The sequence below is a fragment of the Acidaminobacter sp. QWL-03 genome (assembly GCF_058683855.1).
Genome location: NZ_CM178752.1, coordinates 2,821,407 through 2,846,426 on the forward strand (window position 1 = coordinate 2,821,407; position 25,020 = coordinate 2,846,426).

The window sequence follows — 25,020 nt, forward strand, 5'->3', positions numbered from 1 at the left end:
GTGTAAATTTACACTAAGCTCTGGCACCGAAATGAAGTTGGTGACAGGCACTAACTCAGAACTTGTCCGCGCGGCTAACGCCTATTGCCCCTAACTCAGAACTTGTCCGCACGGCTTGCGCCTATTGCGGCTTGCGCCTATTGCGGCTTGCGCCTATTGACCCCAACACCACCCAACCCCACACCCGTTCCAATCACCCATAACCCTAACGCAACCACCCGAAAAAACCAAACGGACCAAAGAGGAGTGAACATCCATGCAGAAAAACAAGCTGAACCTGGACTTTGGCCTGGTGGCAGAAGCCCGGCAGTCCGCAGCCCGAATCGCGGCGGACATCCAGCCGTTTATAGATCAGCATTCCAGCGTCACCGTCGAGCGCACCGTCGCGAGACTTCTCGGCATCGATGGCATCGATGAGCTGGAGCGCCCGCTGCCGAACGTCATGATCGAAGCCATCAAAAAGGAAGGCGGCCTCCCACTGGGCGCTGCCTACTGGATTGGCCGCGCCATGCTGGCCACCGGCAAGACCCCTCAGGAAATCGCAGAAGGCGTTGCCGCCGGTGAGATCGAGCTCGCCAAGCTCCCTGAGAAATCCCTCGAGGACATCCAGGCGGCAGTGAATAAAGTCGCTGTCAAAACCGTCGAGCGCATCCGCGCCAACCGGGCGCACCGCGAAGACTTCATCAAAAACGTCGGCGAAGGCCCTAAGCCCTACCTCTACGTCATCGTCGCTACGGGCAACATCTACGAGGATGTCCTCCAGGCCCAGGCGGCCGCCAGACAAGGCGCCGACGTCATCGCCGTCATCCGCACCACCGCTCAGTCCCTCCTGGACTACGTGCCTTACGGCCCAACCACCGAAGGCTTCGGCGGCACCTATGCCACCCAGGAAAACTTCCGCATCATGCGCCGCGCCCTGGACGAAGTGGGCAATGAAGTCGGCCGCTACATCCGCCTCTGCAACTACTGCTCGGGCCTGTGCATGCCGGAAATCGCCGCCATGGGCGCCCTCGAGCGCTTGGACGTCATGCTCAACGACGCCCTCTACGGCATCCTGTTCCGCGACATCAACATGCAGCGCACCCTGGTCGACCAGTACTTCTCCAGGATCATCAACGGCTTTGCCGGCATCATTATCAACACCGGCGAGGACAACTACCTGACCACAGCCGATGCCGTCGAAGAAGCCCACACCGTCCTGGCCAGCCAGTTCATCAACGAGCAGTTCGCCCTCCGCGCAGGACTGCCGGAAGAGCAAATGGGCCTCGGCCACGCCTTCGAGATGAATCCAAACCTCAAGGATGGCTTCCTCCTCGAACTCTCCCAGGCCCAAATGGCCCGGGACATCTTCCCTAAAGCGCCGCTGAAGTACATGCCGCCGACCAAATTCATGAACGGCAACATCTTCAAAGGCCACGTCCAGGACGCCCTCTTCAACATGGTCTCCATCATGACCAACCAGGGCATCCAGCTCCTCGGCATGCTGACCGAAGCCATCCATACCCCGCTGCTGCAGGACCGCGCCCTTTCCATCGAAAACGCCCGCTACATCTTCAACAATATGCGCAGCATCAGCGACGAAATCGAGTTCAAAGAAGGCGGCATGATCCAGAGCCGCGCTCAGGCAGTACTCGCGGACGCGGCGTCAATGCTGAAAGACATCGAGCAGGAAGGCATTATGTCTACCATTGAAAAAGGCAAGTTCGCCGGCGTCAAGCGCCCTATGAACGGCGGCAAAGGCCTGGACGGCGTCGTCGTCAAAGACGCCCTGTACTTCAATCCGTTTATTGAACTCATGCTTGGAAAGGAGGGTGAAAAATAATGTCTGCCGATGATCGTTCAACCGCATCCACCACAGCACATTCCACCATCGACCTGACTAAAATCAAGCCTTATGGCGATACCCTCAACGATGGCATGATGCAGTTCAGCTTCACGCTCCCGGTGCCTTACTCTGACGAAGCCCGCGAAGCCGCCCGCCTCTATCTCCTCAAGATGGGCGTCGATGAGCCTCAGATCAGCCACTACGAAGACCTGAGCGTGGGCTACACCTTCTTCGTCTGCTACGGCAAGGGCACCCACACCGTGGACTTCACCAAAATCGAAGTGCCAAAAGTTGACGTCGAAGTCATGGATAAGTATGGCGTCGAGGATTACATCAAGGAAAATATCAAGCGCCCGGTCGTCATTGTAGGTGCCTGCACCGGTACGGATGCCCACACCGTCGGCATTGACGCCATCATGAACATGAAAGGCTACGATGGTCACTACGGCCTCGAGCGCTATGAAGGCATTGAAGCCTACAACCTGGGCTCTCAGATGCCAAACGAGGAATTCCTGGCTAAGGCGATCGAACTGAACGCCGACGCCGTGATCGTTTCCCAGGTCGTCACCCAGAAGGACGTTCACATCCCGAACCTGACCAACCTGATCGAGCTCATCGAGGCAGAAGGCCTCAGAGACAAGCTGGTGGTCGTCGCCGGCGGTCCGCGCATCAGCCACGAGCTGGCCAAGGAAATTGGCTATGATGCCGGCTTCTCCACTGGCACTTACGCGGAGCATGTGGCAACCTTCATTGTCACACAGATGGTTCAGCGGGGTTTGGTATAATTTAAACAATATTACATTCCGCGTCCCCGACCTGAAGTTGGGGACGCGGAATGTAATGTTTTTGTAACATTGGAATGTGCGAGAAACCCGGGGTTGATAGGCGCTGGCCGCAGACACCCCGTTTACCTCAACTGAAACTCGGGGGTCGATAGACGCCAGTTGCAGACACCCAGTTTTTTTCTCACCGGCCCCCGCCCTCCACTTCCCTAAATTTTCTAAAATTCCATGAACAAAATCGAAATTACACTTTCCAATCAATGGTAAATACGGTATCATAATAAGCAAAAGAGAATAGATTAACATAACCCGCAGCGCGGTGCCCGTAACGGTCATCCAGGCCAACCCCAGGCAAAAGGCACTGAACACCCTCAACCACACCATTTGGCCCGACAGAATGTTGTCCAATCCATCAACCCAACGAGGTGATCCACCCATGCAGCAGGAAACGACGCGCCCAAGACGAGGACTGTCACTGTACATGTCCATCCTCTCCGCGTTAGCCATCGAAGTATTGACGTTTTTGGAATTTAGACACACGGCACTGTTTTTTGCGGTCTGGACAGTGGTTTTTGCCTTGCTGACAGTTTGGGAGATCACCCACGAAACCAAGCGCTCAAGAAAGCCAGAGGAAAACCGAAGCGACAGCCCGCTGACAAACGGACAGAAGCCTCTTTCCATCATAGATCTTGATAATGAGAATGAGACAGAGCGTGATCCTGAGCGGTCTGCAGAAGCGTCCGCAAAAGGCTTCCGCCTCAGAAACCGGCTCTCACACCTCGCTGAGTTGGAGGAAAGTCTCCTGGTGATCTCTTTCGGGATTATTGCCATCCTCAATCTGATCCTCATGATTGGCGTCGGAGTCTTTGGACTTTCGCTTTAGGAACGTAATTCCTTGAACCCTGAAAATGTCAACGCGCCTGATCTAACTAGACCATGCGCGGTATTAAATCAAAATAAAAGCCTGAGTGGGCTTTTTCTTTTTTTTGAGCATTCCCCCAATTTCAGATATAATGAATGGGATAGCATAACGGGGATATTATAAATCCGACCTCATAAATCCATTCAAGTCACCTCAAGTTAAAAACTCTGTGAAAGGCGGCGGGGATCCATGTACAGACCAATCAAATGCCTCATCTTCCTTCTGTTCCTAACCGCTCTCCTGATTCCTCAAGTCACACCAGCCTTCGCAGCGAATGAAGAAAAACTCGACAAAGTCGTCCTCCAACTCAGGTGGGATCCTCAATTTCAGTTTTCAGGCTACTATCAAGCCCTCTGGCAGGGCTATTACGAGGAAGAAGGCCTGGCGGTCGAGATCCGCCACGGCTTCGATGAGCGAAGACAGGTGCTGCGCCCCACGGAAGAGGTCATCAGCGGCCGCGCGGACTTTGGCATAGGTACCTCGGACATCCTGCTGGACATGGGCAACAATCAGCTTAAGATCGTCGCCTCCTTCTTCCAGAAGAGCCCGACGGAATTTTACATGCTCGAGGACACTCCCTTCAATGGCATCGAGGACTTCAATACCCTGAATGTCGCCCGCAGACTCGACGACACCCTGGACCTGGAGCTCCAGGCCATGATGATCTCCCGGGGCATTGTGCCGGACGACGCCAAGCTGCGCAGCGCTTCCATGAGCATAGCCTTTGAAGACCTCCTGACCGGCCGGTTTGACGTGATTCCCAGCTATTTGGGCACCATGGGCTACTACGCCGCCAGGGAAGGCGTCAATGTGCGCGCCATACGTCCCATCGACTACGGCATAGATTTTTACGGGGACTCCCTGTTTACCTCGACCCGTCTCGTGGTCTCCAACCCGGAGTTGGTGGAGCGTTTTCGAAGAGCCACCATCAAGGGCTGGGAATACGCCCTGAAAAATCCTGGTGAAACGTCCATAGCCATAAGCCGGGAACACCCCCGACAGGACATGGGCCAAGCGGAGCACACCCTGTACAACCGCTTTCAGGCCGAAGTCGTCCAGGACCTGATGCTGTACCCGGTCGTGGCCATAGGCAACATGAACCCTCTGCGCTGGGATCATATGCAGCAATCCCTCAAAGAACTGGGCTTCATGACGGACACGTATCCCATCGATACCATTCTGTTTGATTATAAGACCATTCTGGAAGCGAACCGGATCGCGGACACGGAAAAGCGCCAGGGCCAAATCGTTGCTTTTGTCATTCTTCTGGTGGTGCTCATGGTGCTGTTTCTCTTCGTACGCAACCGGGAGCTCAATGACGAGATCGCCGAGCGCCTCAAGGCGGAAGCGACCCTGTCCCGCTCCTACGCCCGCCACCAGTCCATCTTTGACAACGCCGTCCTGTCCATCACTATGGCGGACGTGAATGGCAAAATCCTTCAGGCCAACGGCACCTGGGCCCGGCAGATTGGCTATCCCCTGGAAGAGCTGATTGGCATGAACATTCTGGATCTGGTGGATCCTAACTCCAGGGACCAGGGCTCAGAAGAGCTTTCAGCCCTTGCCGATGGTCGTCTGAACGAAATCGAAATCGAACGCACCTACGTCCGTAAAGACGGCAGCCTGCTTCACGCACGGGTCTTCATGACGCGGATCAAGGACCCTGAAACAGACGAAATGGTCAACCTGGCCATGATCGAGGACATCACCTGGGATCTCTTTGAGGAAGAGGCAGTCCGCCGGAGCGAAGCCCGCTTTCGAGCCATAGTTGACGACATTGCTGCCGAAATTGGACCGGACGCCGCAGGCGTAGACACCATCCAGCCTTTGGATTCCCTGGGCGTCATGGATGTCCCAGGCAGAGAGCGTCTCAGCCTCAAGCTGGAGCAGATCAATCTGGAGCTCGAGCGGCTCTTCAAAAAAGAGCTGGATGAAAACCGCCAGAAAGAAGCGCTCATTGCCCATCAAGGCAGACTTGCCGCCACCGGCGAAATGGTGGCCAACATTGCCCACCAGTGGCGCCAGCCCCTGAACAATCTGTCCCTGATCCTCAGCAACCTGGAGGACGGCTTCCATTACGGGGACCTCCAGCCGGATGAGCTCACCAAAGCCATTGAGAAATCAAAGCGTCTCATCAAAAAAATGTCTGAAACCATAGATGACTTCAGGGACTTTTTAAAGCCGGACAGTACACCTGTGGTCTTCTCGCCTCAAGATGAAATTGAAACGGTCCTGGATCTGCTGGAAGAAAACCTCCGCTTCAATAAAGTGAAGGCCGGCATCCACGCCCGGGCCGCCTTCGAACTGGCGGGCTCCAGACAGGGCTTCTCCCAGGTGCTCTTCAACCTGGTCACCAATGCCATTGACGCCATGGCTATGGCGGGTACCCCAGTGGATCAAAGGTTTATCGACATTGAGCTCACCGCCCCTGAGGACTGCGGCTGTCTCAGCGGCCAAGGGGCTGCGGTCGCCTCACTTGAACTCACCGCCCCGAACCTGCCAACACCGGATGCCTGCTGCGAGATCATAGTCCGCGACTCCGGCCCCGGCGTGCCTGAAGCCCTGAAGGACGACATTTTCAATGTCTATTTCACCACCAAGACCGGCGGCAAAGGCACCGGCCTGGGTCTGTATATCGCGAAATCCATTATAGAAAATCAGTTTGGCGGCCAGCTGGTATTGCAAGAGAGTAGTTCTGCCGGCGCCAGCTTTGTCATCCGAATCCCGGCCAAGGCTGTGGTCCTGGCAAACGCAGAAAACAGCCAGGCAGCAGATCTAACTAAGTTTGAGAAAGTTGAAAGACACTGACGATTATTAAAGTGCTGAGTTTGATTATATAGATTACCGATTGTAACATAACAGTACAAAATATAATAAAGTTGATATTAAATAGATTTTGGTGTAATGTTATATTACAAAATTAATTAATTAGAGGGTGCTTATATGATCACTTTTAAAATAATTGGCGACAGAATCAAAGACAGACGTGAAGCAATTAATCTAAGCCAAAAAAACCTTGCGGAGATCTTAGAAGAAAAGGGCCTTAAAATGAGTCGTGAAACAATAAGTAAAATTGAAAACGGATCTAGGGCAACAAATGCAATTGAGATAAAAGCACTCTGCGAAGCGCTCAAAGTCTCAGCGGAAGAAATAATGAAGGAAGATGAAGAACAAGATTTGGCAAGCTTATTTAGAAGCAGAGGAATTATTTCTGTTGAAGCAATGGCTGAAATCAACGATATACAGATTTTTATAAAGGATTTAATTGCTCAAAAGAATATTAGAAGTGGTTTAATTTCATTAAGAAAAATAACGCCATCGTGGAGAAGTTAGATGAAAAAAATTGATATCCGGAATAGTGAGTCTATCTCTGAGAAAATAGAACGGATCAGAATACAAGAAATTGCTGAAGAAGTAAGGGTCAAATGGGCAAGGAAGGGAATTTCTGATGTGTTTGAAATTCTGGAAAACCAATGCATCCTCATTCGAAAACCACTTGTTACAACAGAAATATCTGCCTTTACCACATATTTTAGCGATAATTTCATTGTGTTCTTGAATTCAAGTTTCACATTGGGTCACGAACGATTTTCTGCAGCTCATGAACTCGGTCATCTTGTACTTCATGATGAACAATTGATAAAAGAAAATGTATTAAGTATGGAGGAAGTAACAGAAAGAGAAGCTACAGTATTTGCTGTTGAATTCTTAATGCCGGAAACTGGTGTTAAAGAAATATTTTATAAAATTGTTGCGATTGAGCCTGGTAAAGTTAACTATCGACATGTGATTCGCATGCACCATTATTTTAAGGTAAGTTATAAAGCAATGCTTAAACGCCTCATTTATCTTGATCTTTGTGATGCGGACCTATATGACTCACTTCTGGACTATTGTTCACTGGATAACAAAGATCTACTGTTGGAACTAACAAAAAAAGAAGGTTATGATTGTTCCTTGATTCTGCCTTCAAATGCGCAATATGTTTCCAAAGAATACGAAGAAATCATTCGAAGCAACTATGAAACAGGGAAAATTTCATATGGAAAATTGGAATCTTTATTAATGTTTATTGGTAAAGCGCCTGAAGAATTTGGATATGTGGTCTCCGAAGATGAGGATTGAGGATAAATTTGATGCTGCGATCTCTGACACTGACATTCTCATCGATTTATATAAGAGCGGTTGTATGGAATTATTCAGTTTGCTTTTTAATAGAATTTTTATAACCGAGTATATTTTCGAAAAAGAGTTGAAACGGGTAGCGGGCAAGGATTTTGCTTCAATCAATTCAATTATTTCTGATGAAAGAAGCCCATTCGAAGTCATATGGGAAAAGGATTTAGACATCGCTACTAAAAACTCAAAGAGAGCATTTAAACAATCGCGTGAGAATCTTGTAGGTCCTGGAGAGCTGGACTGTGCATGTCACGCACATGCAACGGGAATTAATTTTGTCGTTTCGAATAACCACACAGAGTTTAAATATCTCGACGACATTGCAATTATGTTATGCCATTATCACATTTTGGCAATATGTGTATTTCATAATAAGATTTCTGAAGAAAAGGCTGAACGCTATTACAATTCAATTAATAAGATTAAATCGAAGCCATCAAGTCATACTTTCTCAAAAAAGTTGAATTTATCATGGGACTATTTTAATGAAAATGGGCTTGTCGACATACTTAAGTTGACGCATTGTGTTGAATAGAGCCCCAATAAGTCCTTAAGGAGTGAGACCCCATGACCCAAGGCACCCCATCCCTGCTTTCCCACATCCGGCTTCTTTACGTGGAAGACGAGGTGGACACCCGGGAGGAGTTTTCGAAATTTCTGAAACGACGGGTCGGCAAGCTGATCACTGGCGAGAACGGCCAGGATGGCCTGAAGCGCTTTGAGGAGCAGCCGCCGGATATCATCCTGACAGATCTGCGCATGCCGGGCATGACGGGGCTTGAGATGGTACGGGCGCTGCGGGAGAAGGGCTTCAGGACGCCGGTCATCATCCTGAGCGCGTTGTCTGACAGCGACACAATTCTGGAAGCGGTAGACCTGGGCATTGTCAAATATCACGTAAAGCCGGTGGACACCACGGTCCTTGTGACGCAGCTCGAAGCCCTGGCGGAGCAGGTGCTGAAGGCCTCGGTGCGCACGACGCTGATTGCCAATCAGCTGGTGGATCTGGAACAAAAGCAGGTCCTGGAAAAATCCCTGCGCGGCGAGATCTCTGCGTTAATTAAGGAGCGCAGCGGCAAGGGCCCGAGGGACCTTCAGGCCTTTATCCATGGAAGCACCGTTGAAATCACCGCCCGGGGCACTTTGACCGCCCTCGAAAAAACCATTCTGAACAATCGCCAGAATACAAAGCTCGTCGAGTACAGCCGCCGGGTCTTTTACCTGGAGTCCAGCCACGAGCTCGAAGCTGCAGTCACCGGTATTCTGGGCGTCCCCTGCGCGCTGGAGGACATTGTGATTGACAGCGTCCATGAGGTGGATCAGCTGACATTTAAGTTTTAGGGCGTTTGGGCCGATGGTTGATTATCCGCCACCGGCTTCACCCCCCTGACTTTTCAGTCAATTCCGGCAATCGTTGTCGACGCCTTTGTGTCTTTTTCACAACGAAAAATGACGAACCCTCCTCAATAGGCCTTCAATTGTATTGACAATTTGTAGTCCCGGACGTATAATTATCCCGTAGTTCGGGGAAACGCCATGTTCACCGAAAAACATCCAACTTCAACAGCATTGCTGGATCGTGCTTGAGAATCTTTAGGTCTTAAACAAGTCAGCCAGGGTATATATACCTTGTGCTGACTTTTATTTTTGAGTCTTTCGCCGGCCGGACAGGTCGCGGGCGCTAAGCCGAGCGCCGCTGACTGAAAAGCCGCTTAAAAGAATGATGTCATGCCCCCCATGACGCACTCGCGGACGGAGCTGGGATATCACCAGTCCGTCCGGCGAAGGATTCAACTCAAACGGCTTATAAGCGGCACGCTGCTTCTAACCCGTTTCACTTACATCATTGCAGTTGATAAATTTATTCCCACGCAACTTCATTTAGAGGAGGATTTGTTCATGCTCACGATTCGCGAATACGCCCGTCCCCAAACCATGGACGAGGCCATGACACTTCTGAAATCCAACAAGAAGTCTCAGGTCCTCGGCGGTGGCATGCTGATGCTGAAGCTTGGCGACAAAACGATTGACCTCGCAGTGGACCTTGTTGACCTCGGCCTCGACTACATAAAACCTATCGAGAATGCCGTGGAAATTGGCGCTATGGCGACCTTCCACAGCATCGAAACAGATCCTTACTTAAAGAACTGCTTCACCGGCATGTGGACTGACGCAATGAAGTATATTGTCGGTGTCCAGTTCCGAAACCTCGCTACCCTGGGAGCGACTGCCTACAGCAAGTACGCGTTCTCCGACCCGAACACGGCTCTTCTCGCCCTCGACGCGGAGCTCGTGATGTACGGCGACCGCCGCATGGCTTTCGACGAATTCCTCGCGAAGCGCAAGCGCCGCTTTGATATTCTTGAAAAAATCGTCATCAAGAATCCGGAGACCACGAAGGCTGCCTTCGACTCCATCCGCCGCTCCAAGGGCGATTTCGCTGTCCTGAATGCCGCTGCCTCGGTCTGTAATAGCCAATACCGCATCTCCGTCGGCATCCGCCCGCGTGTGGCTAAGCTCGCTACTGGCGCCATGGCTTACCTAAATGAAAATGGCCTTACCGCAGAAACCGCTAAAGCCGCTGCCAAAATAGCTGCGGATGAACTCGATTTCGCCACCAACCTCCGCGCATCCGGAGAATACCGCAAAGCCGTCGCCCCAGCGCTGATCGAGCGCGTGCTGCTCAAACTGCTTTAGGCCTAAGGAGGATCCGTTCTTATGAATATAACGTTGACTGTAAACGGCAAGAAACGTACCGCTGAAATCAGCCCGGATGATTTTCTTCTCGAAACCCTCCGCAGCCTCGGCTTCAAAAGCGTCAAGCGCGGCTGCGACACCGGCTCCTGCGGCCTTTGCACCGTTCTGGTGGAAGGCAAACCTGTCCTGTCCTGCTCCTATCTAAGTGCCCGTGCCGATGGTCACGAGGTCACCACCATCGAAGGCGCCGGCGAAGAAGCGAAAAAAGTCGCCTCAGCCCTTGTAGGTGAAGGTGTCGAGCAATGCGGATTCTGCAGCCCGGGCCTCGTCCTCTCCATCCTTGGCATGAAAAAAGAACTCGGAAGTGGCGCCACAGACGACCAGATCAAAAACTATCTCAACGGCAATCTCTGCCGCTGCACAGGCTACGAAGGCCAGCTCCGCGGCATTCGCCAGTATTTGGAGGTATAGTGTATGAAGGTGATCGGTAAATCTTATGATAAAAAAGACGGTATCCGCCTCGCAATGGGCGCACCGGCTTACACAGAAGACCTCTACGATACCAAGAGTTATTTGACGGTGAAACTGCTCCGCAGCCCACATCCTTTCGCGCGGATCGTGAACATTGATACTTCTGCGGCACTGGCTCTCGAAGGGGTTGTCGCCGTTTATACACACCATGACGTACCGAAGACCCAATACACCCGGGCCGGCCAGAACTTCCCTGAGCCTTCCAACTATGACAAGCGCATGCTGGACGAATACGTCCGTTATGTAGGGGATGAAGTGGCCATCATTGCCGCGGAGACGGAGCGCATAGCTGAAGAGGCCATGAAGCTCATCAAAGTGGATTATGAAGTCTTTGAGCCGGTGATTGATGCCGAGAAGGCGATTGGCCATCCGTCTGTCATTCACCCGGAAGGTGTCGTCGAGAAGATCCCTTCAGGGGTGGATGTTGAGAACAATATTGCAGCCACTTATGTTCTTGCTTACGGCAATCTGGAAGAGGCCTTCAGCAAGTGTACCCATGTGGTGGAGCATAAGTATTACACTCAAGCTCAGGCTCACGTCATGATGGAAACCCACCGTTCCAACGCCCACCTGGACCACAATGACCGTCTGGTTGTTACAACTTCCACACAGGTGCCATTCCACGCACGCCGCATTTTGGCCCATGCCCTCGACCTTCCGGTGTCCAAGATCCGGGTCATCAAGCCACGCATAGGCGGCGGCTTTGGCGGCAAGCAGGCCCTTCATACAGAGTTTTACACGGCCTTCGTCACTCTGAAGACCGGCCGTCCATCCATGCTGACTTACACCCGCAAGGAAGCTTTCGAATCCACCTATACCCGCCATCCAATGGTCTTTACTTATAAGGTAGGCGCAGATGACGCCGGCATCATTCGCGCCATCAAAGTCAACGGCATTTCTGATACCGGCGCTTATGGCGAGCACGCCCGAACCGTCTTCAGCGCGGCGTGCCTCAAAGTCCTTTCCATGTACAACAAAATGGAAGCCTTCGACTTCGAGGGCAACGTGGTCTACACCAACCGTACACCGGGCGGCGCACTTCGCGGCTACGGCACCACACAGGGTGTCTTCGCGATTGAGTCAGCCATCAACGAGTTGGCCCATGAAATGGGCATGGATCCATGTTTGATTCGTGAACTCAACCATACCGCTGAAGGGGAAACCCATCTGGTCTATAGAGCCTTTGGCTCAGACGGCATTAAAAAGCCGCTCAAACTCATTGAAAACAACAAAATGTCCACCTGTATAGAGCATGGCAAGAAGCTCATTGGTTGGGATGAGAAATATGGCAAGACGATTGTTAACGGCAATAAAGCCAGAGGTGTCGGTATGGCGCTGTCCATGCAGGGCTCCGGCATTCCGAGCATTGACATGGGCGCGGCCATCATTAAGCTCAACGAAGACGGCAGCTTCAACCTCATGATGGGTGCGACAGATCTGGGCACAGGCTCAGACACCGTATTGGCGCAGATCGCCGCTGAGGTGCTCAGTGTCCCTCTTGAGAAGATCAGCGTTCACTCCTCGGATACAGACGTGACGCCGTTTGACGTTGGCGCTTACGCCTCCAGTACGACTTACATCACAGGTACCGCCGTCATCAATGCGGCTGAGGACATCAGATCTCAGATCCTGAATGAGGGCGCAGCTATGCTTGAAGAGGCACCAGAACAGTGTGAATACGACGGCGAGCGCGTCTTCTGCGGCGAAAAGTCCATCAATCTCGCAGATCTGGCTATGAAGCTCCTCTATGTGAAGAACCAGAAGCAGCTGGTCGGTCACGGCTCCCATGTCACGGAGAAATCTCCGCCGCCGTTTCTTGCGGGCTTTGCTGAAGTCGAAGTCGATCTCGACACCGGAGAATTTGAAATCATTGATTATGTTGCAGCTGTCGATGGCGGCGCCATCCTCAACCCTAAGCTGGCACTCATTCAGATGGAGGGCGGCCTCGTTCAAGGCATGGGCATGGCAGTCTTTGAAGACGTCAAGTTTATTGACGGCAAGCTGAAAACCAACTCACTCCTGGAGTACAAGATCCCTACCCGCAGCGATGTGCCTAAGATCACCGTAGACTTTGTTGAAAGCTACGAGCCGTCTGGACCATTTGGCGGTAAGTCTGTTGGCGAGGTCTGCATCAATACCCCGAGCCCGGCCATTGCGGATGCGATCTTCAACGCGACGGGTGTTCGGATCAGAAAACTGCCGGTGACACCTGAGAAGATTATTTTGGGTAAGCTGGGGCATGAGGTTTAGGTTAGAATTGAATCAAATTATTGTTATGAGCGGGTCGGAGCAATTGCTTCGGCCCGTTTTTACGTTCCAGACTTTTTATCGAACAAAGTATTAAATTCCTCTGAAACGTTTGCGCGGACTAGGATTAAGGGCTATAATAAAAAAGACGGACTGTGTGAGGAGGTCATAGCTATGAAGAGTACCTACCGCGTTTTGATTCTGCTTTTACTTATGTTAACCATTGTGATTCCTGATGGATTTGCTGCAGAGGCAGAACCCATTGATGCTGAGCTGCTGGAGTGGATGCGGGACTATGTCAAGGAGAACTATTACTTAGAAGTCAATGACGCCCAGTTGACCGAAGGTATGCTGAAGGGCATGCTGGAGACCCTGGATCCTTACAGTACCTACCTTACAAAGGATGAGATGACCGAGCTTTTTCAGAGTCTCAACAACAGCGTTGAAGGCGTTGGCATGTATCTGATCGAAGAAAAACCTTACATAAGAGTCCACAAAGTCATTCCCAGATCACCTGCGGAAAAGGCGGGTATCCTGGCAGATGATCTAATCGTTTCAGTTGATGATGAGAGCATTCATGGCCAGTCCTTGGAAGTGGTTGTCGCCAAGATCAAAGGTCTGGCGGGAACTCAAGTTAAACTGGGGATACAGAGACCGGGCAAGACCAGTGAACTTTCCTTTATGCTGACCCGTGAAAAAATCACTATAGAGAGTGTGTCTTCAAAAGTTATAGAAGGCTCCATAGGTTACATCAAGCTAGAGGACTTTGGCTTTGGTGTGGAAGATAAATTCAGGCAGGCTGTTTCTGGGTTTAAGAACAAGGGTATTAAAAAGATTGTCGTGGATTTAAGAGGCAATCCAGGGGGGTATCTGGATGCGGCAATAGATATTGCAGATACCTTGCTTCCACTGGGATCAAAAATCGTAACCGTAGATTACAGGCGCGAAGCAGATGATATAGAATACGCTAAACGCGCCGGTTTTGATGGTGAGATTGCTGTTTTGATTGACGGAAAATCAGCCAGCGCCTCTGAAGTTCTGACAGCGGCCTTAATAGGAAGAGAGAATATTAAAGTTTTTGGTGAGACAAGTTATGGTAAAGGTCTGGTTCAGGAAGTCAGGCGGCTCTCGACAGGGGATGGCGTCAAGCTGACCATAGCGGAGTACTATGGTCCTAGCGGTCTGAAGATCCAAGGTGTTGGGATAACGCCGGATGTTGAAGTCATAGATCAAGGTTCGGATCTTTCCGCTTTTAAAGCTTTGGCGCCATTTTATTATTCCGGTCCTTTAAAACTTGGTGAAACCTCCGTTTCAGCGCTTGCCCTGCAGCAAAGACTGAATTTATTAGGCTATGATCTGCAGCTCAGCGGCGTATTCGATCAAGAGACACAACTTGCTTTAAAAGGCTACGAGCAGAAAAATAATATCCTTATGGATGGACTTTTGGATGAAGTTGTAAAAAAATCAGTTGATAGAGCCATTTTCGAACGCTATAATCAAGTTGTGGCCGACGAGCCTCTTGAAGAAAGTCTGAAATGGTTGAAAACACAGTAATCCACATTATGCACAGAATACACAAATAAATTTATATGGAACTTGTGGGTTATCCACAAAATCCACAAACTCAATTGTTGCACAAATTTTACAACTTATTCTACACCCGTTGGCATTTGCGGCTTTGGCCGATTTGCAAGATGTAATATAACTGTAACGGTCGTTTTACTTGAACTAGGGTATAATGAATCGTGTAGAGCATTGTAACTGCTCATTTTACAGTTGTATTACAAAACATTTGGCAGGTTGCTCCACTTCCTTCCAAATGGTATAATCTGTTGCAGAAGGTGGAGTTTCAATTAGAACTCTGCACCAGATGACCTAGTCGACAGCCTCTGAGAAGGGTAAGGCTGAAGACGCAGTACAATACCCTTCACACACTCATTAAAAGGGAGGAATTTGCAGATGAAGAGAGTACTTTCTCTCGTCCTGGCACTCGTGTTAGTGCTTGGGATGATCCCAATGGGCTTTGCGGCTGATGCTACAGCTGGCCAAACGCTCAAGGGATACGGCATCATTGCAGGTGACGAAAACGGTAACCTCAATGAAGATCAAAACCTGAACCGCGCAGAAATGATGGTAGTATTAGCTAGACTGATGGGTAAAGGCGCTGAAGCTCAAGCTTTCGCACTTCCATCAACTTTCACTGATCTCGCTGGTTTCGCTTGGGCATCCCCATGGATCGCTTACGCTGAAATGAACGAGTGGACTGCAGGCGTTGGCGCTAACATGTTCAACCCAGCAGGCAACGTTACTGCTCAAGAAGCTGCAGTTTTCATGCTTAAAGCTCTCGGCTATGAAGCTGACGTAGACTTCACATGGGCAAACGCAGTTGAGTTCGCAACAGCTAAAGGTCTCTTTGCTGGCGTAGACACTGCTGCAACAAGCCCGATCCTTCGTGGTGATCTCTTCACTATGATGATCACAACTCTTAACACTGAAGTTAAGGCTGGTACTGGCAAACTTGGTATCGTTCTTGGCTACATGGAAGAGGAAGTTTTGAAAGTAACTTCTGTTAAGGCGTTGAACCTTACACAAATCGAAGTTAAGTTTAATATGGCTGTTGATTCTGACACTGCTACGGATGACGGCAACTATGTATTGACTGATGAAGATGGCGATGATCTTTTCTCCTCTGCTGAATGGGCAAGAGTATCATTTGATCTTCAAGCTGACGACAAGACAGTCATCATTTCTCTCTTTGATAAAGAAGGCGCTATTGGTGGCGTTTTAGATCAACAGACAGAAGCTATTCTCGAAATCGATGGCGTAGAAGCAGCTGATGATGAAGAAATGTTCATTGATGAATTTGTCAGCGAAATCTTCGAATTCAATGACGTCACAATTCCTAAAGCTCTCAAGGCTGAAGTAGTTGGAAACGACACAATCAAAGTAACTTTCAGTGAGCCAATTAAGAGCGAAAGTTCTGATGTTGATGGCGCATATGTTGATGTTGATTACTTTGAAGTTGATGGCGGAGATTATATTGTTAAAGAAGCAAAACTTCTTAAAAACAATACTGAAATCAACGTAGAACTTTATTCAAAACTTGATGAAGGTAAACTTACTGTTGAAGTTGGCGGCATGGACGATTTCGCTGGATTCAACGTTGTAAAAACTACATTTGAACTGAATGTCGTTGAAGACACAGAAGCTCCTACTGTAGTTGGTTACAAAGATGCTGACAGAAATGAAGTTACTCTCATTTTCAATGAAGACATTGAAGTGCTTTTCGACAATAGCGATACAACTCTTGCAGATAATGAATATTTCTATCATACAAATGCATCTAACGTTGTTAAAGCAACTGATGGTTTTGTAATCGATGGAAATGAGTTAACTCTTAATTTTGACAACGATACACTTCTTCCTGAAGGTACAGCATATGTTTATGTAGTATCTGATGCTGTTCAAGATCTTTGGGAGAATGCAAACAACAAGATCGTTACAAAAGTTGAAATTACTGTTGACAGAACTGCTCCTGCTGTCAAAGATATTGACGTTGACCTTGTTGGTAACTACGTAGAAGTTGAGATTGAATTCACTGAGAAAATCAATTCTGAGTCTGATTTTGATGATGCATTCTTGATCGTTGACAAAGACGGCGATGAAGTTGATTTCGATCTTGTCGGCGATGCTGATAATGATGAATTCATCACTCTCAAGCTTGATGGAGATACTGAAGGTGAGTTCAAATTAACAATTCAAGATCTTGAAGATATGGCTGGCAACGAAATTGTGAAAGTTACTCAAGATTTGACAATTGATGATTTAACCGCTCCAGAATTCGGTACATTTGATGCAGTTCTTTACAAAGCAGCTGCAAAAGATCAGTTACTCAAAATCAATTTTGACGAGAAAATGGCCACAACTGGTGCATATTCCGTTCTTGACCTTTCAAAGTACATGGTATACGTAGATAAGGATAAAGACGGTAATGTAGACGCGTATGTTTCACTTGAAGATCTTGACATTACTCCTACAATCAAACTTGTTGATGATGGAGAAGCTGTAGAGATCAGAATTAAATCATTAGTTGAAGATAACGATGGCGCTGACTTAGCTGTTGGCACTGGCATCGTTGTTAAAATGGGCCGTGTAGCTGACGCTGCAGGCAACAAAACTACAACTTTAGCTGGTGATGTTACACTCTTAGGCCAAGGTTTTGTCTATGTAAGTAAAGTTGAAGTCAAAGATGAAAACAAAATCGTTATCACATTTGACGACAAATTAACTACTTTCAAAGCAACAGACCTTAAGTTCTATGAAGGTTCAACAACTGCTACTGTTCTTGAATACAGCCGTATCAGCACATCAGTAAATGATGATAATGAAACTGTTGTCACTATTACGACTGTTAAAGATTTTGATTTCGATGGTACAGTTTTAACTAAAGTTGGCGACAATGTTGTTGACTCTAACGTTTTAGCATCAGTCCGTATCGCAGGTCAAGATTCCAAAAATATCTATGGCGAAACAATCGCTCTTAAAAATTCTGCAGTTTCCAAAGATGCTGTAGATAAGTATGCTCCTGCGATTGCTAAGTATCCAGCTGATGATACTTCATCTGCAAATCTTTATGACAAAGATGATCTTATGGTTGAGCGTACAACTGATAATGCCATTAAGATTACTTTCACTGAAAGATTAGAGCGTGAGTCAGTATCTAGACTTTCATTCTCAATTGAAGGTGAAACTGTAAGTTCTTATGCTTTTGAGAATTCACCGTTTGGTACAGATTCAGTTATCGTCCTCTACTTTACTCCAGATGCCGATACTAAGGATGAGCCAAAAGTAACTCAAAACTTTGAGATTGCAGACTACAATAAGAATAAGTTCAAATCAGCGACAACTCTTTACAGCATTGATATGAGATAGTAATTAGAAGTTCATGAATAGAGCCTTCTTGGATTAGACAAGAAGGCTCTATCTTTTGGTGCGCCCGGCACGGGCAGATCTACCTGAAACGGTTTTTCGCGTAAGCGGTCAATAATTGCGACCTACCCGTACCTGTCAGTGCGCCAATATAAGGGCGCGTCAAATAGTGGGTGGAAACCCCACCGAGTAAGGCTTAGCAAGACACTTTCAGTGAGTCTTGAGAGCCTGATGGCAACTGATGGTTCTAAGCGTAGACAGCTAGGTAGTAGGCGGTAATCGTAAGATGAATGGGATTGAGACTCGAAATACATATCGGGAAGGTTCATGCTGTTGATAGAGCAGAAAACAAAACTTGCTTGTTCGCTACGCGAGAACAAGCGGCTTCCCCTGGGTCGGAGACCGGCGCATGCTAGACATTGATTTGACCTACCCGTACCTGTCACCATCAGTGAAGTTGATGAAGTTGTTTACAGTCTGATCTAGGTATTGAAAGATCGATAGAGAATGACATGAGCAAATAACGGTTTTCGGTGCCAGGTATAAATAGTGAAGTTCGTGAAATTGATTTACAATTCAATCTGTTTTTACGGCAACCTCTCAACAGTTCTGTTTGATAGGTTGCTTTTCTTTTTCGTCAACTATTCCCTAAATCACTATTTATAGATCAGTTGCAGTCCATTTGGAAGTTATACATCAGTCTTAACTTTACGTGGTAAGACGCAGTACTTCTCACAATTGACTCATTCGGTTCAAGGAAACCTCCCTAACACACATAAAACCTATGTGTTGGGGAGGATTTTGTTTAAAGTATATAAGTCAATCATGTTGTTGAATTAGTGATTAAATGTATAACAGAATTATTAAATAAGGATCAAATGGGTGTTTTCAACTGTTAAACTATGGTAAACTATAGAAGTGCCTGTAAAATAGTTGGAAAAAGGCGCTGAAGTTCAAAATCAATGAGATCTTTGGAGGATAACATGCAGAATTCTGATGAACGACATGAAGTAAATCACTATGACTATGATGAAATTAGTCTCAAAGAATTGATTATGTCCATATGGAATGAGCGTAAGCTTATAGCACTTATTATGGCGGTAACAATAGTTTTAACCGGACTATATACCTTTTTTATTGCAAGTCCGCAGTATGAAACTACAAGTGCGCTGATCATCAAAAAACCAGGGGAAGTATCAACACCTTATGGGACCTATACATTTCCTTCTGAGAATATCAACGACTACATACAGTTTATTTACAGCAATGAAGTTGCTGAACGCATTATAAAAAAACATGACCTTCAAATGTCCAATAAGACTTTCAAGACTATGGTCAGTATCGCTCAGGATAAGGACGCCAACCGATTCCAAGTTGTTGTGAAGAATGAAGATCCTGCTAAGGCTTACGCAATCAATAATGATTTGATTCATCAGTACATAGACAGTCTTAGAATAACCTATAAAAAACAAGCGTTAGATAATTTCATTTTGACTTATCAAAGTGAGTTGGATGGGCTTAAAAACTCCGTGATTTATAAAGAATCAATTTTAGCAGATACGAGAACACTTTTAAGTAATATGGAGCCTGTGATAACCCTTCAGAAACTTTTGTCATCTGATCCAATAGCCGCTGCTGCCTATGCCGAAAGGCGAAATTTAAATTTGGCTAATCTGTCAAAAGAGGTTATGACAGAGGAAATTGCGAACGAAAACTACTTCCTGGTGGAAGCTCAAGTCCTTAATTCGGAAATTGAACTCATTACCTTAAAGCAAGACCTCGAGAATAAAAATCGATTGCTTAATGAATTAAAATCTGAACTTGAGAATTTCAAGACTTTAATCACTACAGAAAATGAATCACAAATATTGAATGGTAAGCTGGATGTTATGGCTCAAAATGTATTTATTACCTCTTCCCCATACCAGCCAGAAAATCCGGTCGCACCTAGAAAAGCCTTGAATATGGCCATAGGAGTGGTCTTAGGTATGATGCTGGGTGTATTTCTAGGACTGTTTAAAGCGTATTGGAAAAACAGTTAGAGCTGGTAAGTCTGTTAATCAACAAAAAGGGTTAGTTATCCTAAGTAGTATTAAGAGAAGGTGGTTCAATGAAACGCAGAATAAGAACAGCCTATTTAGTTGCGGTAGATGTTGGGCTGCTGGTTCTATCGCTTTTCCTTTCATTTCTAATACGTTTTGAAGGCAAGTTTCCTGCTGAGTATTTTGATTTAGCAGACCGTTTTCTGGTCAGTGTCATTCTAATCAAGATTGCGGTACTGTTCCTGTTTGGCCTTTACAATAGTCTATGGGAATATGCTTCCATTGAAGAGCTTCTGAAGATCTCAGCCGCTTCTATAGTGGCCAATACAGTTATGCTGTCCTTCCTATTCTTGTTTGAAACAAGGATACCACGCAGCATCTATATCATTGTCTCCATCTTGGACGTCATGTTTATAGGTGGCGTCAGATTAAGCTATAGAATGCTCAGGAGACTGAAAAATCAAGGCAGTCTCTTCAGCCGTTCCGTCAAGAAACGGGTCATGATTGTAGGTGCCGGTGATGCTGGTGCCATGGTCATTAAAGAGCTGAAACGCCATGGTGATCTCCATATGAAGCCCATAGTGGCTATGGATGATGATGCAATGAAATGGGGAAAAAGCATCCAAGGCATTACGGTAAGAGCGGGAACTAAAGAGATTTCCCGAATAGCTAAAGCAAAACGCATTGATGAAATCATCATTGCCATACCTTCGGCAACGAAAAAAGAAATTGCTTCCATTGTTCATGAATGTAAAAAAACAGACTGCAACCTCAAAATCCTACCGGGTGTCTATGAACTCATCAATGGTCAGGTCAGCATTTCTGAGATCCGCAATATTGAAATTGAAGACTTATTAGGCCGTGATGAAGTCAAATTGGATATTGGTGATTTAAAAGCACTGCTTACCAATAAGATTGTCATGGTCACCGGTGGTGCCGGTTCAATAGGCTCTGAGTTGGCGAGGCAAATAGTGAAATACAACCCTCAGAAACTCATCCTGCTAGACATAAATGAAAACGGTTTGTTCCAGATTCAGCATGAGTTAAAGCGAAGTATGGCAAAAAAGAAAGGCATTGTCCCAATAGAAGTATTGATTGCGTCCATCCGTGATCGAAAGCGGATCGAGAGAATTTTTAATGACTATCGGCCACAAGTCATCTTTCATGCTGCGGCGCATAAGCATGTGCCGCTTATGGAAGATAGTCCTTATGAAGCTATCAAGAACAATGTCTTTGGCACGCTAAACCTGGTAGAACTGTCTGACCGATACCACGTTGAAACCTTTGTTCAAATATCGACAGATAAAGCAGTCAACCCTACCAATGTCATGGGCGCGACAAAGCGAATCTGTGAAATGATCGTTCAAACCCATAATCACATCAGTCAGACAGAATACGTAGCTGTAAGGTTTGGCAATGTCCTTGGCAGCAATGGAAGCGTTATTCCTCTTTTCAAACAGCAGATAGAAGAAGGGGGACCGGTTACGGTGACCCATCCGGAAATTACCCGATACTTCATGACGATCCCCGAAGCAGCTCAACTGGTCCTTCAGGCAGGCGCCATGGCGCAAGGCGGAGAGATCTTCATACTGGATATGGGCGAGCCGGTTAAGATTTTGACTCTTGCAGAGGATTTAATCCGGCTATCTGGCTTCATTCCCTATGAAGATATGGAGATTGAAATTACAGGTCTCAGACCTGGAGAAAAACTTTATGAAGAGTTGCTTCTCAAAGAAGAGGGGATCCTCGAGACACAGCATGAGAAGATCTTTATTGGTCGGCCGCTGAATGTTGATTCAGGCTATCTGATGACCCAGTTGAATCAGCTTGAAGCCATAATAGATGAGGAAAGTGATCAGGTCTTGAAGGGCGTTTTGAAGCAGATTGTACCAACCTATCAGGAACAATCTGTAAATTAATAAAAGCTTTGAGTATTAAACTTTTCTTAATCTTGTCTTACATTTCGATATCATTTGGCAAAATGACGTAAAAATTAATCTTTTCAGGGTATAATGTAATGGTACGAGTCTTCTCTTTACACAAACATCTAATTTGAATGAACTCAAATTAAGAGGAGGAATTTTGATTATGAAAAGATTTATTGCACTTATCATGGTCGTGATGCTTTTAGTCGGGATCATGCCAGCCACCATGGCAGCAGAAAAAACCGCGGGAGAGCAGCTCCGTGATTTAGGACTGCTGAAAGGTGACGACTATGGTAACCTCATGGAAGATAAATACCTTACCCGTTCAGAAATGATGGTCATACTCGCCAGAATGCTCGGCGAATATGACGAAGCGGAAGCTTACAAATTAAAGTCATCCTTTACAGATGGCAACAATCACTGGGCTGAGCGTTATGTCGCATATGCTCAAATGCGCGGATGGACCAGCGGAATAGGCAACAATGAATTCGGCTATGAGATGAAGCACACTGCTCAGCAGGCTGCGGTGTTCATGTTGAAAACTTTGGGTTATGTTGCGGACACAGACTTTACTTGGACAAACGCCTTCCAAAAAGCTACTCAGCTTGGGTTGTTCACGGGCGTTGGCATTGAACCTGGTCAAGATATTCTGCGAGGCAGTTTATTCCAGGTTATGATGCGCACCTTGAATACAAACATGAAGGGCTCAACACAAACCTTGGGTGAAAATCTGGGCATCATGGGTTCTGTACCGCTTGCAGTATCCTCTGTAAAAGCAAATGGGCTTTTACAAGTCCTTGTCGAGTTTAACTCAGACAGCTGGACGGATGATGAAGAACTCGTCAATGCTGACAACTATATTTTTGAGGACCAGGATGGCGACGAACTCCTCGACGTTAATGATGATCCAGTAGTCATTGATGATATTTCCGTAAATGGAAAAGTCGTTACTATTACGTTTGAAGAGCCAATGGAACAACAAACGGAAGCAAACCTCACAATAACAGATGAAGTCTTGCCTTCAGAGGACGATTTTGACTTCAACTTCTTTGATACTAATCCTCCAGTCGCTACAGCAGCCACTGTCGTAGGCAAAGAAACTGTTAAAGTGAAGTTCAGTGAACCTGTTGATCCTGCTACAGTAAGCGCAAGTGACTTCACTGTTGAAGATGGGGATATGTTTATCAGAGGTGTCACACTGATGAACAACAACACAGAAGTTAACGTAGAACTTTACGCAGAACTTGAAGCGGGAACTATCAAAGTAGGTGTAGGAAGCGGCATTGAAGATTATGCAGGATTCAAAACAGTTGCGAAGACCTTTGATGTTCGAGTGGTTGTCGATACTGCGGCACCTTCTGTTGTTGGTTACAAAGATGCTTCCATGACTGGGGTAACTTTGATCTTTAACGAAGATATTGTGCTGACAGATGACTATGTCGCAAGCAAAAGTATCTATCACACTAATGGCAGCAACCTTGCAGCACCGATTTCTTCAGATGATATTGATGGCAAAGAACTCAAACTTGATTTCTCAGCCAATGAAATGCCGGAAGGCAATGCTTATGTCTATATCTTAGCTGATACCTTCATGGATCTTTGGGATAATGAAAACAGCAAACAAACTATACTAGTCAAAATTGAAGCTGATGAAGTGAGACCAACACTGACTGGCATCAGCGTAATTGATGAAGAAGAGATCGAACTGATCTTCAGTGAAGCTGTTGAAGAAGATTCTGCAGAGGACATTGAAAATTACGTCCTTCAGAACAGTGCCGGAACAGTACAGGATGACATGATTGACAGCGCAGTCAGAGGCACAGGCGATGAAACGGATACGGTCACAATTCGATTTGAAGAGCCGCTTTTAGGTGGTTATAAGCTCGTCATTGAGAACGTAGAAGATTTATCCGGCAATGAAATCGCTAAGGTTACCAGATCCTTTACTGTGACGGACATGACGGATCCTGTTGTTTCAGATTTTAGCGCGAAACTCTATAATCCAGATGCTGATACTCAAATGATTGTAGTTCGATTTGGCGAAGCAATGGCAACTTCAGGTAAGTACGCTGTCAATGATCTTGAGAAATACGTGCTTGAAGATAACAAGTTCCTTGCAGATCTGGACGATGTCACCATTACAATGATCGAAAGCAATAAGGCTGTTGAGATAAAAATTCCGGAAGACAGTCTTGACCTGAATGATGGAGAAAGCTATAAGCTTGAAATTGGAAGAGTTGCAGACGCTGCAGGCAACTACACGGTAGCAATGGTCAATGAATTGACAATTCAGGATGCTGGACTTGTCCGCGTTGAATCTGCAGAATTGGTATCTTCTACAAAAGTTGAAGTCACTTTTGAAGATCGACTTGTAACGGTCGACAATTCTGATTTTGTCATCTATGCGGATGAAAACAGCGACAACGGCTATGACGCAGATGAAAAACTCACTGTTACAAGAGTCGCATCAGCGGTTAACAGTGATGGCAATACGGTTTTGACGTTTACTTTAGCTAATAAGGTGGATACAGACGCGAAATCCTCGGATGATCGAGATGATATCGCATTTGCGATCATTGATCAGACTTCAAAGAATCAATATAACGAAGTTGTAGAAGAATATGACAATGAACTCGTTGACGCAGCATCCCCAGAAGTTAAAGAGGTCGTCTTCATAGACTCTGAAGAAATCATGGTCGTATTGACTGAAGCTCTCGAAGCCGGAACTTTTGCACCAACCGGCAAGAATGGTTTTACGACTACAAGCGGCACGCTGTCAAAGGCTGAGATCTATGCAAACCGCAATATCGTTCTCACTTCAACAGAAGGCGATTTTACGATCAATACCAATGTCTATTACAATGAAGCCGCTGGCATTGCTGATCTTGAAGGCTTTGTACTCAAGAGCTTTTCCAAGACAGATGCTTTAACTCAAAACTAA

The 25,020-nt window shown here is 46.9% G+C and carries 16 protein-coding genes; all 16 read left to right on the forward strand.

What is annotated here, in order from left to right; all coding sequences use genetic code 11:
* Positions 1–256: 256 nt before the first annotated feature.
* The 16 genes from kamD (at position 257) to AC4PHM_RS13300 (ending at position 25,020) form a co-directional block, all read left to right on the forward strand.
* Positions 257–1,822 carry a lysine 5,6-aminomutase subunit alpha gene (gene kamD / locus AC4PHM_RS13225; RefSeq protein ID WP_492018226.1) on the forward strand — a complete coding sequence of 522 codons (1,566 nt, stop codon included), beginning with the start codon at positions 257–259 and terminating at the stop codon, positions 1,820–1,822.
* Positions 1,822–2,610: a lysine 5,6-aminomutase subunit beta gene (gene kamE, locus AC4PHM_RS13230; protein WP_492018227.1), complete on the forward strand. Its 789-nt coding sequence runs from the start codon at positions 1,822–1,824 to the stop codon at positions 2,608–2,610. The genes kamD and kamE overlap by 1 nt, the downstream gene beginning before the upstream one ends.
* 433 nt (positions 2,611–3,043) lie before the next feature.
* Positions 3,044–3,490, forward strand: coding sequence for a hypothetical protein (locus AC4PHM_RS13235; RefSeq protein ID WP_492018228.1), 447 nt, complete (start codon positions 3,044–3,046; stop codon positions 3,488–3,490).
* Positions 3,491–3,718: 228 nt separating this feature from the next.
* Entirely contained in the window at positions 3,719–6,337 is a 2,619-nt protein-coding gene (locus AC4PHM_RS13240; protein ID WP_492018229.1) for an ABC transporter substrate-binding protein, read from the forward strand.
* 135 nt (positions 6,338–6,472) lie between these two features.
* Positions 6,473–6,862, forward strand: a complete 390-nt coding sequence (locus tag AC4PHM_RS13245; RefSeq protein ID WP_492018230.1) for a helix-turn-helix domain-containing protein — start codon at positions 6,473–6,475, stop codon at positions 6,860–6,862.
* Positions 6,863–7,654, forward strand: a complete 792-nt coding sequence (locus tag AC4PHM_RS13250; protein ID WP_492018231.1) for an ImmA/IrrE family metallo-endopeptidase — start codon at positions 6,863–6,865, stop codon at positions 7,652–7,654.
* Positions 7,644–8,243: a hypothetical protein gene (locus AC4PHM_RS13255; RefSeq protein WP_492018232.1), complete on the forward strand. Its 600-nt coding sequence runs from the start codon at positions 7,644–7,646 to the stop codon at positions 8,241–8,243. The genes AC4PHM_RS13250 and AC4PHM_RS13255 overlap by 11 nt, the downstream gene beginning before the upstream one ends.
* A gap of 32 nt (positions 8,244–8,275) precedes the next feature.
* Positions 8,276–9,049 carry a Na-translocating system protein MpsC family protein gene (locus tag AC4PHM_RS13260; protein WP_492018233.1) on the forward strand — a complete coding sequence of 258 codons (774 nt, stop codon included), beginning with the start codon at positions 8,276–8,278 and terminating at the stop codon, positions 9,047–9,049.
* Positions 9,050–9,607: 558 nt separating this feature from the next.
* Entirely contained in the window at positions 9,608–10,405 is a 798-nt protein-coding gene (locus AC4PHM_RS13265) for an FAD binding domain-containing protein (RefSeq protein ID WP_492018234.1), read from the forward strand.
* 21 nt (positions 10,406–10,426) lie between these two features.
* Positions 10,427–10,876, forward strand: a complete 450-nt coding sequence (locus AC4PHM_RS13270) for a (2Fe-2S)-binding protein (protein ID WP_492018235.1) — start codon at positions 10,427–10,429, stop codon at positions 10,874–10,876.
* A 3-nt stretch (positions 10,877–10,879) separates the two neighbouring features.
* Positions 10,880–13,186, forward strand: a complete 2,307-nt coding sequence (locus AC4PHM_RS13275; protein ID WP_492018236.1) for a xanthine dehydrogenase family protein molybdopterin-binding subunit — start codon at positions 10,880–10,882, stop codon at positions 13,184–13,186.
* 171 nt (positions 13,187–13,357) lie between these two features.
* Positions 13,358–14,737, forward strand: coding sequence for a S41 family peptidase (locus tag AC4PHM_RS13280; RefSeq protein ID WP_492018237.1), 1,380 nt, complete (start codon positions 13,358–13,360; stop codon positions 14,735–14,737).
* Between the two features lie 405 nt (positions 14,738–15,142).
* Entirely contained in the window at positions 15,143–18,115 is a 2,973-nt protein-coding gene (locus tag AC4PHM_RS13285; protein ID WP_492018238.1) for an Ig-like domain-containing domain, read from the forward strand.
* A gap of 980 nt (positions 18,116–19,095) precedes the next feature.
* Positions 19,096–20,154, forward strand: a complete 1,059-nt coding sequence (locus AC4PHM_RS13290) for a Wzz/FepE/Etk N-terminal domain-containing protein (RefSeq protein WP_492018239.1) — start codon at positions 19,096–19,098, stop codon at positions 20,152–20,154.
* A 68-nt stretch (positions 20,155–20,222) separates the two neighbouring features.
* Complete coding sequence (locus AC4PHM_RS13295; RefSeq protein WP_492018240.1) at positions 20,223–22,073, forward strand: polysaccharide biosynthesis protein; 1,851 nt, start codon at positions 20,223–20,225, stop codon at positions 22,071–22,073.
* A 169-nt stretch (positions 22,074–22,242) separates the two neighbouring features.
* The gene (locus AC4PHM_RS13300) at positions 22,243–25,020 is read left to right on the forward strand and encodes an Ig-like domain-containing domain (RefSeq protein ID WP_492018241.1); all 2,778 of its coding nucleotides are present in this window, start codon (positions 22,243–22,245) and stop codon (positions 25,018–25,020) included.

What these genes read in the sequence shown, in the direction of transcription:
- AC4PHM_RS13280 (WP_492018237.1), top strand. Translation starts at nt 13,358, where the DNA reads ATGAAGAGTACCTACCGCGTTTTGATTCTGCTTTTACTTATGTTAACC.
- AC4PHM_RS13245 (WP_492018230.1), top strand. Translation starts at nt 6,473, where the DNA reads ATGATCACTTTTAAAATAATTGGCGACAGAATCAAAGACAGACGTGAA.
- AC4PHM_RS13285 (WP_492018238.1), top strand. Translation starts at nt 15,143, where the DNA reads ATGAAGAGAGTACTTTCTCTCGTCCTGGCACTCGTGTTAGTGCTTGGG.
- AC4PHM_RS13265 (WP_492018234.1), top strand. Translation starts at nt 9,608, where the DNA reads ATGCTCACGATTCGCGAATACGCCCGTCCCCAAACCATGGACGAGGCC.
- AC4PHM_RS13235 (WP_492018228.1), top strand. Translation starts at nt 3,044, where the DNA reads ATGCAGCAGGAAACGACGCGCCCAAGACGAGGACTGTCACTGTACATG.
- AC4PHM_RS13240 (WP_492018229.1), top strand. Translation starts at nt 3,719, where the DNA reads ATGTACAGACCAATCAAATGCCTCATCTTCCTTCTGTTCCTAACCGCT.
- kamD (WP_492018226.1), top strand. Translation starts at nt 257, where the DNA reads ATGCAGAAAAACAAGCTGAACCTGGACTTTGGCCTGGTGGCAGAAGCC.
- AC4PHM_RS13260 (WP_492018233.1), top strand. Translation starts at nt 8,276, where the DNA reads ATGACCCAAGGCACCCCATCCCTGCTTTCCCACATCCGGCTTCTTTAC.
- AC4PHM_RS13290 (WP_492018239.1), top strand. Translation starts at nt 19,096, where the DNA reads ATGCAGAATTCTGATGAACGACATGAAGTAAATCACTATGACTATGAT.
- AC4PHM_RS13300 (WP_492018241.1), top strand. Translation starts at nt 22,243, where the DNA reads ATGAAAAGATTTATTGCACTTATCATGGTCGTGATGCTTTTAGTCGGG.
- AC4PHM_RS13295 (WP_492018240.1), top strand. Translation starts at nt 20,223, where the DNA reads ATGAAACGCAGAATAAGAACAGCCTATTTAGTTGCGGTAGATGTTGGG.
- AC4PHM_RS13255 (WP_492018232.1), top strand. Translation starts at nt 7,644, where the DNA reads ATGAGGATTGAGGATAAATTTGATGCTGCGATCTCTGACACTGACATT.
- kamE (WP_492018227.1), top strand. Translation starts at nt 1,822, where the DNA reads ATGTCTGCCGATGATCGTTCAACCGCATCCACCACAGCACATTCCACC.
- AC4PHM_RS13270 (WP_492018235.1), top strand. Translation starts at nt 10,427, where the DNA reads ATGAATATAACGTTGACTGTAAACGGCAAGAAACGTACCGCTGAAATC.
- AC4PHM_RS13250 (WP_492018231.1), top strand. Translation starts at nt 6,863, where the DNA reads ATGAAAAAAATTGATATCCGGAATAGTGAGTCTATCTCTGAGAAAATA.
- AC4PHM_RS13275 (WP_492018236.1), top strand. Translation starts at nt 10,880, where the DNA reads ATGAAGGTGATCGGTAAATCTTATGATAAAAAAGACGGTATCCGCCTC.